Annotated in this window: 12 protein-coding genes; 10 read left to right on the top strand and 2 right to left on the bottom strand. The window is 53.7% G+C overall.

The window, feature by feature from the left end:
* Positions 1-7 precede the first annotated feature (7 nt).
* The 4 genes from odhB to sucD all read left to right on the top strand — a co-directional run bounded on the left by odhB (position 8) and on the right by sucD (position 5,350).
* Positions 8-1,582 carry a 2-oxoglutarate dehydrogenase complex dihydrolipoyllysine-residue succinyltransferase gene (odhB, locus tag K7H09_RS09010; protein WP_230804475.1) on the top strand — a complete coding sequence of 525 codons (1,575 nt, stop codon included), beginning with the start codon at positions 8-10 and terminating at the stop codon, positions 1,580-1,582.
* A 126-nt stretch (positions 1,583-1,708) separates the two neighbouring features.
* Positions 1,709-3,148, top strand: a complete 1,440-nt coding sequence (lpdA, locus tag K7H09_RS09005) for a dihydrolipoyl dehydrogenase (RefSeq protein WP_022520465.1) — start codon at positions 1,709-1,711, stop codon at positions 3,146-3,148.
* 163 nt (positions 3,149-3,311) lie between these two features.
* On the top strand, positions 3,312-4,478 hold the full coding sequence (sucC, locus tag K7H09_RS09000) for an ADP-forming succinate--CoA ligase subunit beta (RefSeq protein WP_009287299.1): 1,167 nt from the start codon (positions 3,312-3,314) through the stop codon (positions 4,476-4,478).
* Positions 4,478-5,350: a succinate--CoA ligase subunit alpha gene (sucD, locus tag K7H09_RS08995; RefSeq protein ID WP_009287300.1), complete on the top strand. Its 873-nt coding sequence runs from the start codon at positions 4,478-4,480 to the stop codon at positions 5,348-5,350. The genes sucC and sucD overlap by 1 nt, the downstream gene beginning before the upstream one ends.
* A 90-nt stretch (positions 5,351-5,440) precedes the next feature.
* Here sucD and K7H09_RS08990 read toward each other — a convergent pair whose 3' ends face one another.
* Positions 5,441-6,463 (bottom strand): lysylphosphatidylglycerol synthase transmembrane domain-containing protein, encoded by a 1,023-nt coding sequence (locus tag K7H09_RS08990; RefSeq protein WP_230804474.1) that lies wholly within the window; start codon positions 6,461-6,463, stop codon positions 5,441-5,443.
* Positions 6,441-7,559 (bottom strand): glycosyltransferase, encoded by a 1,119-nt coding sequence (locus K7H09_RS08985; protein WP_035538532.1) that lies wholly within the window; start codon positions 7,557-7,559, stop codon positions 6,441-6,443. The genes K7H09_RS08990 and K7H09_RS08985 overlap by 23 nt, the downstream gene beginning before the upstream one ends.
* An 88-nt stretch (positions 7,560-7,647) precedes the next feature.
* Between K7H09_RS08985 and K7H09_RS08980 the strand changes: the two genes are divergently transcribed.
* The 6 genes from K7H09_RS08980 to rfbC all read left to right on the top strand — a co-directional run bounded on the left by K7H09_RS08980 (position 7,648) and on the right by rfbC (position 14,588).
* Positions 7,648-8,166 (top strand): alpha/beta hydrolase family esterase, encoded by a 519-nt coding sequence (locus K7H09_RS08980; RefSeq protein ID WP_442908117.1) that lies wholly within the window; start codon positions 7,648-7,650, stop codon positions 8,164-8,166.
* Positions 8,167-8,349: 183 nt separating this feature from the next.
* Positions 8,350-9,975 carry a methyl-accepting chemotaxis protein gene (locus tag K7H09_RS08975; RefSeq protein WP_230804470.1) on the top strand — a complete coding sequence of 542 codons (1,626 nt, stop codon included), beginning with the start codon at positions 8,350-8,352 and terminating at the stop codon, positions 9,973-9,975.
* 814 nt (positions 9,976-10,789) lie between these two features.
* Positions 10,790-11,890 carry an NAD-dependent epimerase/dehydratase family protein gene (locus K7H09_RS08970; RefSeq protein WP_230804468.1) on the top strand — a complete coding sequence of 367 codons (1,101 nt, stop codon included), beginning with the start codon at positions 10,790-10,792 and terminating at the stop codon, positions 11,888-11,890.
* A 15-nt stretch (positions 11,891-11,905) separates the two neighbouring features.
* A complete protein-coding gene (rfbF, locus tag K7H09_RS08965) occupies positions 11,906-12,682 on the top strand; it encodes a glucose-1-phosphate cytidylyltransferase (protein ID WP_230804466.1) in 777 nt (258 codons plus the stop codon).
* A 7-nt stretch (positions 12,683-12,689) separates the two neighbouring features.
* The gene (locus K7H09_RS08960) at positions 12,690-14,036 is read left to right on the top strand and encodes an NAD(P)H-dependent oxidoreductase (protein ID WP_230804464.1); all 1,347 of its coding nucleotides are present in this window, start codon (positions 12,690-12,692) and stop codon (positions 14,034-14,036) included.
* Between the two features lie 3 nt (positions 14,037-14,039).
* Positions 14,040-14,588, top strand: a complete 549-nt coding sequence (gene rfbC / locus K7H09_RS08955) for a dTDP-4-dehydrorhamnose 3,5-epimerase (protein ID WP_027959709.1) — start codon at positions 14,040-14,042, stop codon at positions 14,586-14,588.
* The last annotated feature ends 108 nt before the right edge of the window (positions 14,589-14,696 follow it).

Below are 14,696 nucleotides of genomic sequence, written 5' to 3'. Positions count from 1 at the left end.
AAACGACATGGCTACTGAGATCAAAGCGCCAACCTTTCCGGAATCCGTTGCCGAAGGCACAGTGGCGGCGTGGCATAAAAAGCCGGGTGACAGCGTTGAGCGTGACGAGCTGATTGTTGAGATCGAAACCGACAAAGTGGTGCTGGAAGTCGTCGCACCGGAAGCGGGTACCCTGACGGACGTAATGGCCGAAGAGGGCGATACCGTTCAGTCAGAGCAGGTGCTAGGCAAAATCGGTGAAGGCAGCGCGTCTGGCAGCCAAAAAGAAGAGAAATCTTCTGGCGATGACAGCGCTGAAAAATCCGAAGAGAAATCTGAAGGTAAGAAAGAAGAGAAAAAAGCCAGCGGTGGCGGCAAGCAACACGACGTAAAAGCCCCCAGCTTCCCTGAGTCAATCCAGGAAGGCACCGTGGCGACCTGGCACAAAAAAGTCGGTGAAGCGGTCAAGCGCGATGACGTGCTGGCCGACATCGAAACCGATAAGGTTGTGCTGGAAGTGGTCGCTCCGGCCGATGGCGCCCTGGCTGAAATTAAAGCCGAAGAGGGTAGCCAGGTTGAATCTGAAGCGATTCTTGCGACCTTCACCGAAGGGGCCGGTGGCGACAGTGGAAGCGAAAGCGGTGGCGATTCAGCGTCCGCTAAAGCAGACAGCAGCGATGGCGATGGCGCCGACGAGAAAGTCGGTGACAAAATCCTCGCTCCGGCCGCACGTAAAATGGTTGCCGAGCATGACCTGGACGTTGCCAAGATTGAAGGCACCGGCAAAGGTGGCCGCATCTTGAAAGAAGACGTTCAGAAAGCGATCAAAGACGGTTCTGCCAAGAAAGCAGCAAAATCGTCTGCACCAGCGAAAGCTGCCGCGGCACCAGCTGCCGAAGGTGAGCGCATCGAGAAGCGCGTACCGATGAGCCGTCTGCGTCAGACCATCGCCAAGCGCCTGGTTCAGGCGCAGCAAACCGCGGCGATGCTGACTACCTACAACGAAGTGGACATGACCGAGATCATGGCCCTCCGTGCGCAGTACAAAGAGACGTTCTTAAAAGCTCACGACATTAAGCTGGGCTTTATGGGCTTCTTTGTAAAAGCGGCTTCAGAAGCGCTCAAGCGGTTCCCGGACGTTAACGCCTCTATCGACGGCACCGACATCGTTTATCACGGTTATCAGGATATCGGCGTTGCGGTATCCACTGACCGTGGTTTGGTTGTACCGGTACTGCGTGACACCGACAGCATGAAAATCGCTGACGTCGAGCGCAAGATTGTCGACTTCGGCAAGCGTGGTCGTGACGGTAAGCTGGGCATGGACGACATGATCGGCGGCACCTTTACCATCACCAACGGCGGTACCTTTGGCTCGTTGATGTCCACCCCGATCATCAACCCGCCGCAAACTGCCATTCTGGGCATGCACAAAATCCAGGATCGTCCGATGGCCATCAACGGCAAGGTCGAGATTCGCCCGATGATGTATCTGGCGCTCTCTTATGACCACCGTATGATCGACGGCAAAGACGCCGTTCAATTCTTGGTCACCTTGAAAGAATTGCTGGAAGACCCGGCACGTCTACTGCTGGATATCTAAAAAAGCATAAGCGTCATATTGATTTAGTACGCTTCTGCTTAACCAGGATATATCTGCAATCGTACACAGCCTTCCGCCCGGTTCGAGTTAAAGCGGGCGGAAGGCCAGCAAGCTAGAGGAGCCAACATGGCTGATAAGTTTGATGTGATCGTTATTGGTGCCGGCCCTGGCGGTTACGTCGCCGCCATTCGTGCCGCACAGATGGGCCTAAAAACGGCCTGTGTCGAAAAATGGGTTAACAAGGAAGGTAAGACAGTTCACGGCGGCACTTGCCTAAACGTGGGCTGTATTCCCTCGAAGGCCTTGCTGGAAACCTCGCACAAGTTTGTTGAGGCCCGTGACCATTACGCCGAGATTGGTATTGAAATCAGCGATGTGTCAACGAACATTGCCAAGATGCTTGAGTTCAAGGATCAGGTCATCGCCAAGAACGTCGGCGGTATTAGCGCGTTGTTCAAAGCCAATGGTGTTACCGCCCTTGAAGGCACCGGCAAAGTAGTCGCGTCTAAGCAGGTCGAAGTTACTGGCCATGATGGTGAAAAAGCCACCTATGACGCTGACAACATTGTTATCGCAGCGGGCTCTGTGCCGGTTGAGATTCCACCGACCCCGATGACCGAAGGCTTGATCGTTGACTCTAGTGGTGCACTTGAATTTACCGAGGCACCTAAGCGTCTGGGTGTGATTGGGGCTGGCGTCATCGGTCTCGAACTGGGCAGTGTGTGGAGTCGCCTGGGCAGTGAAGTCACTATGCTTGAAGCCATGGACACCTTCCTGCCGATGGTGGATACCGCCATCGCCAAGGAGACCCAGAAGCTACTCAAGAAGCAGGGCCTGGATATCAAACTCGGCGCTCGTGTGACCGGTTCGGAAGTCAAAGGCGAAGAAGTCGTTGTGAAGTACAGCGATGCCAACGGCGAACAAGAGATGACCTTTGACAAGCTCATCGTTTGTGTTGGCCGTCGCCCCTACACCAAAGGCGTAATTGACGAAGGCGTTAGCGTTGAACTGGATGAGCGTGGCTTTATCTTTGTCGATGACCAGTGTCGTACCAACGTCCCGGGCATTTATGCTATCGGCGACTGTGTACGCGGCCCGATGCTGGCGCATAAAGCCTCTGAAGAAGGCGTTATGGTGGCCGATATTATCGCTGGCCATAAGGCTGAGATGAATTATGACGCTATTCCTAGCGTGATCTATACCGCACCAGAAGTGGCTTGGGTCGGTATTAACGAGCAGGAAGCCAAGGCTGCTGGAATTGAGATTAAAACGGGTTCTTTCCCGTTTGCAGCTAACGGTAGGGCGCTCGCCAACAACGCTTCAGATGGCATGGCTAAGATCATCGCTGATGCGGAAACTGACCGCATTCTCGGTATGCACATTGTGGGTCAACACGCTGGCGAATTGATTGCCCAGGGTGTGATTGCCATGGAGTTCGGCTCCAGCGCTGAGGATTTGGCATTGACGTGTTATGCGCACCCAACGACTGCTGAAGCAATTCATGAAGCAGCGCTTGCGGTAGATGGTCACGCGATTCATATGGCCAATCGCAAGAAGCGTAAGTAATTTAGTTAAACAACGAAGCGCCACCTTTTTAAGGGTGGCGCAAACTTTCGGCTTTGTCTTAATCCACAAAGATCGAAAGAACGGGGATGGCCAGTTCTTTTAAGACTGTTCTTAAAAAAAGCTGATCATCGTTCGAGTCACATGCAACCAATGGCATGAATCGATGAATCTTCACGAGTATCAAGGTAAACAGCTGTTTGCCGACTATGGTCTACCAGTGTCTAAAGGCTTTGCAGTCGACACGCCCGAAGAAGCGGAAGAGGCTTGCAAAAAAATCGGTGGTGACATGTGGGTGGTTAAAGCCCAGGTTCACGCCGGTGGCCGTGGTAAAGCGGGTGGCGTTAAGCTGATTAAAGACCCGGCTGAAGCCAAAACATTTGCAGAGCAGTGGCTGGGTAAAAACCTGGTAACCTTCCAGACTGACGAAAAAGGTCAGCCTGTTGCCAAGATTTTGGTTGAGACTTGCACTGACATCGCCGATGAGCTGTATCTCGGTGCCGTGGTTGACCGTACTACCCGTCGTGTGGTCTTCATGGCCTCTACCGAAGGTGGTGTAGAGATCGAGACGGTTGCAGAAGAGACGCCGGAAAAGATTCTCAAAGCCGAAATCGATCCGCTGGTCGGCGCGCAGCCGTACCAAGCGCGTGAGCTAGCCTTTGAGCTGGGCCTGAAGGGCGACCAGATCAAGCAGTTCACCAAGATTTTCCTGGGTCTGTCTCAGTTGTTCCACGACAAAGACCTGGCGCTGTTGGAAATTAACCCGCTGGTCGTCACTGAAGAAGGTAATCTGCACTGCCTCGACGCCAAACTGGGTCTGGATAGCAATGCTCTATACCGTCACCCTGACCTGCAGGCCATGCGTGACCCTTCGCAAGAAGATCAGCGTGAAGCCGATGCGGCGAAGTGGGAACTTAACTATGTCGCGCTTGATGGCAACATCGGCTGCATGGTTAACGGCGCAGGTTTGGCCATGGGCACCATGGACATCGTCAACCTGAGCGGCGGCAAGCCCGCTAACTTCTTGGACGTTGGCGGCGGCGCCACCAAGGAGCGCGTGGCAGAAGCGTTCAAAATCATCCTCTCTGACGACAATGTTAAAGCCGTTCTGGTTAACATTTTCGGCGGTATCGTACGTTGCGACATGATTGCTGAAGGCATTATCGGTGCCGTTGAGCAAGTGGGTGTCAACGTACCGGTTGTCGTACGTTTGGAAGGTAACAACGCCGAGCTGGGTGCTGAAAAACTAGCATCTAGCGGTTTGAACATCATCGCGGCTACCAGTCTGACCGACGCGGCTCAGCAGGTCGTTAAAGCGGCGGAGGGCAAGTAATGAGCATCCTGATCGATAAGAACACCAAGGTCATCTGCCAGGGCTTTACCGGTGGCCAAGGCACGTTCCACTCCGAGCAGGCGATTGCCTACGGTACGCAAATGGTCGGTGGTGTTACGCCGGGTAAAGGCGGCCAGGAGCACCTCGGTCTGCCCGTTTTCAACACCGTGAAAGAAGCGGTAGCGAAAACCGGCGCGGAAGCCAGCGTTATTTACGTACCGGCGCCGTTCTGTAAAGACTCGATTCTTGAAGCGGCGAATGCCGGTATCAAGCTGATTGTGTGCATCACTGAAGGCATCGCTACGCTAGACATGCTCGAAGCCAAAGTGAAGTGCGACGAACTGGGTGTACGTCTGATCGGCCCCAACTGCCCAGGTGTTATCACCCCAGGCGAATGCAAAATCGGCATCATGCCGGGTCACATTCACCAGCCGGGCCGTGTCGGTATCGTATCGCGCTCTGGTACCTTGACCTATGAAGCCGTTAAGCAGACCACTGATCACGGTTTTGGTCAGTCTACCTGTGTGGGCATCGGCGGCGACCCGATTCCGGGCTCTAACTTCATCGACATCCTTGAGATGTTCGAGAAAGACCCGAAAACCGAAGCTATCGTCATGATCGGCGAAATCGGTGGCACGGCTGAAGAAGAAGCGGCGGCTTACATCAAAGCCAACGTTTCCAAGCCCGTGGTTTCCTACATTGCCGGTGTTACTGCACCTCCTGGCAAGCGTATGGGCCACGCGGGCGCGATCATCTCTGGCGGTAAAGGCACCGCTGACGAGAAGTTTGCTGCTCTAGAAGACGCCGGTGTTAAAACCGTGCGCTCTTTGGCTGAAATCGGTGATGCGCTGAAAGAAGTGACTGGCTGGTAAGCCATTGACGTTTAGCTGCACGCTATAAGGGCGCCTCTCGGGGCGCCCTTACTGTTTTTGGTTTCTACCCTTGCGCCATTACATCTGCTATCACGCCGCAGAGCGACGCAGCATGCGATAGCTATACAGTACAAAGAGCGGCGCGCCTGCCGCCAAATATAAATGGTAGCTGACCAACCGCCACACCAGCACCGCTGCTGCGGCCTGCTCGCGCTCCATCAACGGTAACAACAGGCTTCCTACGCCCACCTCCGCAGCACCCGCGCCGCCGGGCAGAAAACTAAATTGGCTGGCTGCCATCGCCAGCATCTGGGTCAAGAATGTCCACATCCAGTCCGCATGGCCACCTACTCCCAGTACTGCCAAATAGAGCAAGCTGTAGCGCATGAGCCAGTGCGCCGTCGTCAGCGCTAGCATGGTGATCAGTATACTGCGCGGGAGCTTAAGGGTGACCTTTAACGCATGCCGACAGCGCAAGAGGCGCCGTACTAGCCAGCGTCGCTGATATCGGCTTGGCCATGGCGTGTTCACGCCGGGTGAGCGCAATAGGCTGGGTAGATAACGCATTACGACAATCACCAGCGCTGCCATGAACGCTAATCCTACCAGTGCCCACTGCACGAGCGACTGATGTGGCCATTGGGTGTCGCTTAGCATTGAAAAGAGCACCAGGCCGCTCAGCATGGCCAGGAAGAACAGTAAATCGCAGCCTTGATCAATCAGGAACACCGCCGCGCCCTTGGCAGGCGGGAAACCGCGCCGCGCAAGCAACAACAACAGGGTTGCTGGGCCACCGCTGCCGCCTGGGGTGGCGCACAGGGCAAACTTGGACGCCAGCTCGATACCCAGCGCGCCGCGCTGGCCGAGCCTGCCCGCACGGCCACCCAGCATCAAACGTAGCCTTGCTGCATTCAGGTTCCAGCACAGAAAGGCCATCACCAGCATCAATAACAGCAGCCCAAGTGGGAAGTGTTTGACGCGCTGCAGTGCTTCAGCGCCACCCAACCAAGCAGTGAGCACTAGCGGTGCAATCAGCGCTAAGGCAATCATCACACCATGGATGGGTCGCCACTTCAGTAGCTGACGGCGACTAGTGGTGTTGGTGGAGTGCATACGGTTGGCTGCCGTGGCAAAGCTGCTGATAGTGCTCCAGCAGGGAATGCATGACACCATCCCAGTTGAAATGGCGCTCTACATGGCGGCGCGCATAGCGCCCACTGGCGGCGACATCATTACTGAACAGTGCCACACACGCCTCCGCCATGGCAACGGGGTCGAGCGGTTTGCATAAAATACCCGCCCCCAGCGGCACGTTTTCTGCCAGCGCCCCTGCGTTCGCTGCTATTACTGGAATGCCGCTTGCCATCGCTTCCTGAGCAATTAAGCCGAAGGTTTCTCGGGTGCCCGCATGTAACAGCGCATCGCTACTGGCTAGCGCCTTCGCGACCTCGTGGGCGCCACAGCAGCGATCCACGATGGTGACATTACTGGGTACGTGATGTGGCATGCCGGGCCCCATCAGCAGCAAATGGTAATCGCTGCCTAGCTGACGCATCGTCGTAAGCAGCACATCAATATTTTTCTCGCGGGAATTGCGGCCCACAAAGATCAGCAGCTTTTTGTCGCTGGGTATACCCATGGTTTGGCGAAACGCAGAGTCACACTGCTGGGGATTGAATTGCGCCAAATCGACGCCCAATGGCTGAACGCGAACGTTATTGACGCCCCAGTCATTCAGTCGATTCGCCATGGCGTTACAGGGTGCCAGCACGCTATCAAACTGGCTATAAAGCGTCGTGACATAGTGGGTTAAGCGTTTCTCAACGTAGCGCCCAAAGCGATCACCCATCAGGCGCGGAAGATCAGAGTGATAAAAGCCCACCACAGGCACGCCGAGGCGTTGCCCCGCATCGAGCGCCGCCCAGGCCGTTACATAGGGGTCGCCAGCCTCTATCAGATCGGGCTTCAGATCAATCAGTGCATCACGCCACGGAGAACCGCGTAGCGGAAAGCGGTAACCTTGCCCCAAAGGAAGGTGTAACGCCGGTAGCGTGTGGTGGTCGCCAAGACTATCCCGCTCCGCCCCCGGCACCAGCAGGCTGGTGCGCAGCTGTGGAATACGCGAGAAAACACGGTGTTTGGCCTGCAAATAGGTACGCACACCGCCGCTGGCGGGGGCATGAAACATCGTCACATCGGCAATGTGCAAGCTAACCTCCAACCCCAAAGAGTGTCATCGTTTCACCATAAAGGAGAAATAAGTCAGTTCAGAGACAACGGAGCCCGTTTGTGTCTATGTGGCAGGGCTCTCGGCAGGCGCCACCATGGCGACCACTCTGGCGATGATCTACCCCGATATCTTTGCGGCGGTAGGCGTGCACTCTGGGCTGCTCCACGGCGTGGTCAAGAGTTTCCCCGATGCCTTGGGGGTCATGCAGGGAGGCACAGGGCCCCTCGCTGGCGGTAACAAAGCAAAAGGAGCCGGGTGGGCGTCGGATGTGCCAGCGATTATGTTTCATGGCGACCGCGACACCACCGTGCCCCCCCCGCAACGCGGATCGCGTGGCCGCCCAGTACAGCACATCGCGTCAAGCAGGAGCGACGGTAGTGCAAGGCAACGTTCCAAGGGCCGCGGCTACACCTGTACCACCCACCGTGATGCTTCGGGTAAGCCATGCTTAGAGCAGTGGCGTATCCATGGGGGCATGGCTTGGTCAGGAGGTAGCAAAAAGGGCAGCTATACCGACCCTCAAGGCCCTGACGCTGCCCGGGAAATGCTGCGGTTCTTCTGTCAGCATCGGCAGATAGTGTCATAGAACTGGCCGATATCTGCTCAGGTTATGTCTAGTCTGTCAGTAAGTTAGCGCAGGTGAGACGCGCTGGTATAGTAGATACTCTTTGATTATGTATAAAAGTTGACAATAGTTTGCAAAGGTTGAGTTACAGTTTTCATTCTTGTTGCCTAAAATCCTAGCTCTTTCACTTGTTAGGATTTGGCAATGCTTTCACGGTTCAAGATCGGTACACGGCTCGCACTGGCTTTTGGCTTGGTCTCGCTATTTCTTTTGGGCACTTTAATAGCGGGAATTATGGGCATCACCTTCACCAAGGATACTGCCCAAAAAACCTTGGACACGGACGTAGCACTCGCAAGCAATGCCGCAGAAATTCAGCGGCTGGCATTGCAAGCGCGGCGTTTTGAAAAAGATATCTTCATCAATATCGACAGTAGTGATCGGGTAGCGGCTTACCAGCAAAGTTGGACGGCGACCATCGAAGCAATACAGGCCGCCTTCCAGGCGGGTAGCCAAATTGCCGATAAGGATAGCCTCGATGCTTTGTACCAACAGGCAGGAAGAGCCCTCCAGGGGTATGAAGAGGGTTTTTTGTCAGTCTATCGCCAAATTGAACTAGGCAGTATTACCGAAACCTCTCAAGCCAATCTGGCTTTCGGTGAGCATAAAGAGAGTATCTACCAGCTTGAGGAGTTGGCTGATGAAATTAGCCTAGTGGCTGCTGAAGGGGTCAAGACGGCTAACGAGGCGATAAATGCCGAGTATCGTTTGGCTATTTGGCAGCTTTGTATTTTCGCGGGGGTGGCGTTGTTGATGGCGCTGGCGCTGGCAATTGCTATTACGCGTAGCATTGTATTGCCTTTGCGGAGAGCGGTTGAGGTTGCTAGGCGCGTTGCGGAAGGAGATTTGCGACACGATATCGTAACCACAGGACGTGATGAAACGGCTCAGTTATTAACCTCCATGGCCGAAATGAGTAAAGAGCTCACTACCTTGGTCGCATCACTACGTGACTCTAGCGAGAATGTCTTGAACGGAGCCAATGAAATTGCCCAAGGTGGGCAGGAGCTCGCCGCTCGTACTGAGCAGCAAGCAGCTGCCTTGCAGGAGACGGCTTCAAGTATGGAGGAGATGACGGCAACGGTTCGCCAGAATAGTGATTCAACCAAAGAGGCTGATACGCTGGCCCATAATGCTTCGCAACAGATGCAAAGCAGTGGTGAAGAAGTTTCCCGAAGTGTGGAATTAATGCGCGAAGTGACAGCCGCATCGCTAAGCATGGATAAGATCGTTGAGGCCATCGATACGATTGCATTTCAAACCAATATCCTGGCTTTAAACGCCTCCGTTGAAGCGGCGCGTGCTGGTGATAAAGGCCGTGGATTTGCAGTGGTCGCTACAGAAGTTCGTGCGCTAGCAAGCCGCAGTGCCGCTTCAGCAGGTGAGATTCGTAGTATGCTCGACGATACGCGTAGCAAAATAAAGCTATGTTCTGACCAAGCGGAGCGAGGCGCTGCGACCATAGGTGAGACGGAAGCGGTGATCCAGCGCCTCGCTATGCTGATGGTCGAGGTCTCCTCTGCCACTCGGGAGCAAAGCAGTGGTATTGAGCAGATCAATACTGCTATTACTGAAATGGATTCTACCACTCAGCAAAACAGCACCTTGGTTCAGCAGTCGACTAATGCAGCATTTTCCCTGGAAGATCAGGCTGGGCGACTTCGCGAGCTGGTAGCTGCCTTTCAAATAGATGAAGCTGTTGTGAAAAAAGCAACAGAGTACAAGCCTGCAATGGCCTTATCCTCGGCTGCAAGACAAGCAGAGTTCTAATAATCTGATAACAACAGTGGCGCCTCAAAGGCGCTGCTGCTTTTTAATGGGCTAATAAAGTTTTTCACTAGGTTGTGCCATCAGGAAGTGGCCCTCTTCGCGCAGCGAACTGACAAGCGTATAACACTCTAATTCTTCGGTCTGGGTACGCTCTTTTTTGTCATCAATCACTCCTCTGCCGTAGTCAATGGGAACAAACACCACTGGCATCAACGCCGAGGCTTTCTCATAGGCTGGGTGAGCTGCTAGTAAGACTGATTGATGGCAGATTTTATAAAAAGTATATAGAGAAATAAAAAGCAATGTTTGAAAAAAGCACTCTTTTTTTCGCTTTATTACATGAAAAAAATAGTACTGCAGACTAGATTTTTAACCCGTCTCTATTCTTGACAGTAAAAGCGGTGTCACTTATCTTTAAAATGTAATCTTTGGTAATTTTTATGTTTCTTATTGTAATGTGTGTGGGTGTGTGGCTTTTCATGAGGGCTACCGGAAGAAATTTAATTATAAAGATCATAATACATTGATTTTTTAATACATTAAAAATCTAGTGCAGGAGTGTAGTGTTGTTAGTTTACATGTGATTTTTACTTATATAGGCAGTAGTCATATTGTCCGGCTTAAGTGTTTCTGATTGGAAAGTGGCAATTTTTTTATTGCTTTAAAGTATCCTTGTGTTACCTGCTATACACTTTTTAGTCCAGAAATATGCAATGCAACAAGTAGGCATGAATAAAAAAATCGGAATTAAATAAGCTTGAAAATAAGAGCGTAGGGAAACTCGTTTAATTGACGATAATGGCGAGGTGGTATTTTGAAAATCTTGGTCATAGGGAACATGGGCTATGTTGGCTCCGTTGTGGTGCGGGAGCTAGCCTTACGTCACCCATCCGCCACTCTTCATGGGTATGACACTGCCTACTTCGCACACTGTTTGACGAATGCCGAACTTCTTCCTGAGCGCTATCTCGACCAGCAGTTTATGGGGGATGTGCGAGATATTCCGGCTGATTTTTTTGAAGGTTATACGGCTGTAGTTCAACTGGCGGCGATTTCCAATGACCCCATGGGAGACCGTTTCGCCGCAGTGACAGCTGAGGTCAATCAGCAGGCGACGGTTGAGATTGCCAAGGCAGCGGCTCAGGCGGGGGTAGAAAACTTCGTTTTTGCCTCAAGTTGCAGCATTTATGGCGTCGCTTTAGGGGCTCCACGCAGTGAATTGGATCCCGTGGCTCCCGTTACTGCCTATGCCTGCTCGAAAATAGCAGCTGAAGAAGCGTTAGCCGGCATTGGGGGCGACATGGTGATTACCAGTTTACGCTTTGCGACTGCATGCGGAATGTCCGAGCGTTTACGGCTGGATCTGGTGCTCAATGATTTCGTTGCCTGTGCCCTAAGTCAGCAGCATATTACCGTGCTTAGCGATGGGTCTCCCTGGCGGCCCTTGATCGACGTCTCCGATATGGCCAGAGCTGTCGATTGGGCAGTACAGCGCAAACCTGAAAACGGCGGACGCATACTCAATATCAATACCGGATCGAACGAACGCAATCATCAAGTGCGGGATTTAGCCACTGCAGTGGCCAAAGCCGTTCCCGGCACCACGCTGAGTATCAATACCCAAGCTCCGGCGGACAGCCGCTCCTACCAAGTGGATTTCAGCCTGTTTGCCAAGTTGGCGCCTGAGCACCAACCACAAATGACGCTAATAGATTCGATCATGGGATTGATCAATGGGCTCAAAAGCATGGAGTTTTCCGATACCCAGTTCCGAGCCTCACGCTATATGCGTCTGAATGCGCTGCAGGAACATATCACTGCGCGCCGTCTATCTGAAAACCTGCGCTGGCAAATGTGTGATGCAGTCACCCCGAGCGCTTTGCCTGCTGCTACCCACGTTAACCTTGAGGCCTGAAACGGAGGCTAGACTATGAAAGTCGCAATTTTCGCGGGAGGGTTCGGAACGCGCTTAAGTGAAGAAACAGCCATTCGCCCCAAGCCCATGGTGGAAGTGGGTGGTCGGCCGATCCTTTGGCATATCATGAAGATGTACGCCCATCATGGCTTAAAGGAGTTTATTGTCCTGGGTGGCTATAAGGTGGAGTACATACGCGACTATTTCCTCAATTATCGCGGCAATCGAACCGATTACACCATTGACCTGAAGACAGGTAACGTCGACTGGCTTCAGAGTGTTAATGATGATTGGAAAATCACCGTGCTGGATACAGGCGCCGATGCCATGACCGGAGGGCGTCTCAAGAAGGCAATGTCTCTCCTGGCAGATGAGCCTTTCTGTTTGACCTATGGCGATGGGTTGAGTGATCTGAATATCAATGCCTTGATCGACTCACATCTGGCCTCGAAAAATTGGTGCACCCTGACGGCAGTAACGCAGCCGGGCCGCTACGGTGCCCTGCGTTTGAAAGAGGGCAACAGCCAGGTAGAGGGCTTTCGTGAGAAGGGCGAAATAGATGGAGGGCTGATCAATGGCGGCTTCTTCGTCTGTAATCCGGAAGTGTTCGAGATGATCGACGATAGCCAGACCGTATGGGAAAACGAGCCCATGAACCGGATGATCGAGATGGGGAAATTGGGCTACTTCCATCATAACGGGTACTGGCAAAGCATGGATACACTGAGAGACAGAATGGTGCTTGAGACCGCCTGGGCAGAAGGCGCCCCCTGGAAGCTCTGGAAGGAATGAACCATCAATGATTATTGTTGATACAGCGCTTGCCCAACGAGAGGCGCAGGGGAATCCCATTCGGGTGGGGATGGTCGGGGCGGGGTTCCAAGCGGGCGGTATCGGTCTGCAGATTATGACCGCTACGCCCGGGATGCGCCTTTGTGCGATTGCCAATCGTCATTTGGATGCAGCGATCAAAGTCTTCCAGCAAACCGGGATTGAGCCAGTCGCCTGCGATACTCAGCAGGAACTTGAAGCGGCGATTGCGGCTGGGCGACCGGCAGTCATCGAGGATGCCGTGGCACTGGCACGCGCAGAGGGATTGGATGCAATTATTGAAGTCACTGGCTCGTTGGAGTTCGCGGCGCATGCCGTCCTGGCGGCGCTGGAAAGTGGTAAAGACGTCATTCAAATGAACGCGGAACTCGACGGCACTATCGGCCCCATCTTGAAAGTGAAAGCCGATGCGGCAGGGGTTGTCTACAGCTTTGCTGATGGCGACCAGCCTGGTGTACAGATGAATCTCTATCGGTTCGTCGCCGGGCTAGGCATTAAGCCGGTACTGTGTGGCAACATTAAAGGCTTGCATGACCCATATCGCAACCCGGCTACCCAGGAAGGTTTTGCCAAACGCTGGGGGCAAAAGCCGGCAATGGTGGCCTCTTTTGCTGATGGCACCAAGATATCGTTCGAACAGGCGATCGTCGCCAACGGCACCGGTATGCAAGTGGCGCAGCGCGGCATGCTTGGCCCTGATTTCTCCGATGGTGTGGCCGGTGGGCCCTTAATACCCATCGAACAGACGGTATCGGCATTTGAGCCCTACCTGAACCCGAAGGGGCCGGGGCTGGTGGATTACGTTGTTGGGGCACGGCCGGGGCCAGGCGTGTTTGTGCTAGGGACGACCGACAGCCCCCGTCAGCGCCACTATCTCGAACTCTACAAGCTGGGCGAGGGGCCGTATTACTGCTTCACGACGCCTTACCATCTGTGCCATTTCGAAGTGCCCACGTCCGTTGCCCGCGCCGTGCTGTTCCGTGATCCCGTGTTATCCCCCATAGAGGGCCCCAGGGTGGGCGTCATCGCCGTAGCCAAAAAAGCTTTGCAGGAGGGCGATACAATTGAAGAACTCGGTGGCTTCGAAGTCTATGGAGTGGCGGAAAATATCGAGGTAATACGCAGGGATCGGCTATTACCTATCGGGCTAGCGCTGGGCTGCCAGGTGGTGGGGCATGTGGAAAAGGATGCGGCGCTGACCTTTGATGATGTGCGTATACCACCAGGGCGGTTGATCGACCGTCTTTATGCCGAACAGGAAGCCATGTTTGCCCTGGAATTGACGTCTGGTGTCGCTGCTACTTTCACGGAGTAAGACATGCATTTTCATCAAACGAACCTCAAGGATGCCCGCCTGATAGAGCTTGAACCGCATGGTGATGAGCGAGGTTTTTTTGCCCGTACCATGTGCCATGCGGAGTTTGAGCGCCATGGCCTGCTGAGTGACTTTGTGCAGCAGAATACCTCCTTTTCTGCTCAGCGTGGCACCTTAAGGGGGTTGCATTATCAGCGGCAGCCCCATGCCGAAGCCAAACTGGTGCGCTGCATTCGAGGCGCGATTGTCGATGTCATCGTGGATATCCGTAAAGACTCGGAAACCTACTTGCACCATCAGTTATTTGAATTAACCGACGCAAACCGGCGCCAGCTGTATGTACCGCCAGGCTTTGCGCACTCCTTTCAGACGCTGACCGACGATGTTGAAGTCAGCTATCTGGTCTCGGCTGCCTATCATCCCGAGGCTGAAAGTGGTTTGCGCTATAACGATGAACGTCTCGCGATTGAGTGGCCGATGCCACCCACGGTGGTGTCTGAAAAAGACGCTAGCTGGCCCTTAATCAGTGAGCGAAACGAAGAGCTTTTTTGACCACTTGCCAATAGCTAGTAGCGAATCCAGATATCAAACACACTAAAAAAGGGGCAGCGTGAACGCTGCCCCTTTGAGTAGTGCGCCAGGCATGGCGCGCAGCGCCTT

The sequence above is a fragment of the Halomonas sp. IOP_14 genome (assembly GCF_021021315.1).
Taxonomy (GTDB): Bacteria; Pseudomonadota; Gammaproteobacteria; order Pseudomonadales; family Halomonadaceae; genus Vreelandella; species Vreelandella titanicae.
The sequence above is the reverse complement of the archived record's forward strand: the minus strand, read 5'-3'. Positions and strand labels throughout refer to the sequence as shown.

What these genes read in the sequence shown, in the direction of transcription:
- rfbF (WP_230804466.1), top strand. Translation starts at nt 11,906, where the DNA reads ATGAAAGTCGCAATTTTCGCGGGAGGGTTCGGAACGCGCTTAAGTGAA.
- odhB (WP_230804475.1), top strand. Translation starts at nt 8, where the DNA reads ATGGCTACTGAGATCAAAGCGCCAACCTTTCCGGAATCCGTTGCCGAA.
- K7H09_RS08990 (WP_230804474.1), bottom strand. Translation starts at nt 6,463, where the DNA reads ATGCACTCCACCAACACCACTAGTCGCCGTCAGCTACTGAAGTGGCGA.
- lpdA (WP_022520465.1), top strand. Translation starts at nt 1,709, where the DNA reads ATGGCTGATAAGTTTGATGTGATCGTTATTGGTGCCGGCCCTGGCGGT.
- K7H09_RS08975 (WP_230804470.1), top strand. Translation starts at nt 8,350, where the DNA reads ATGCTTTCACGGTTCAAGATCGGTACACGGCTCGCACTGGCTTTTGGC.
- sucD (WP_009287300.1), top strand. Translation starts at nt 4,478, where the DNA reads ATGAGCATCCTGATCGATAAGAACACCAAGGTCATCTGCCAGGGCTTT.
- sucC (WP_009287299.1), top strand. Translation starts at nt 3,312, where the DNA reads ATGAATCTTCACGAGTATCAAGGTAAACAGCTGTTTGCCGACTATGGT.
- K7H09_RS08960 (WP_230804464.1), top strand. Translation starts at nt 12,690, where the DNA reads ATGATTATTGTTGATACAGCGCTTGCCCAACGAGAGGCGCAGGGGAAT.
- rfbC (WP_027959709.1), top strand. Translation starts at nt 14,040, where the DNA reads ATGCATTTTCATCAAACGAACCTCAAGGATGCCCGCCTGATAGAGCTT.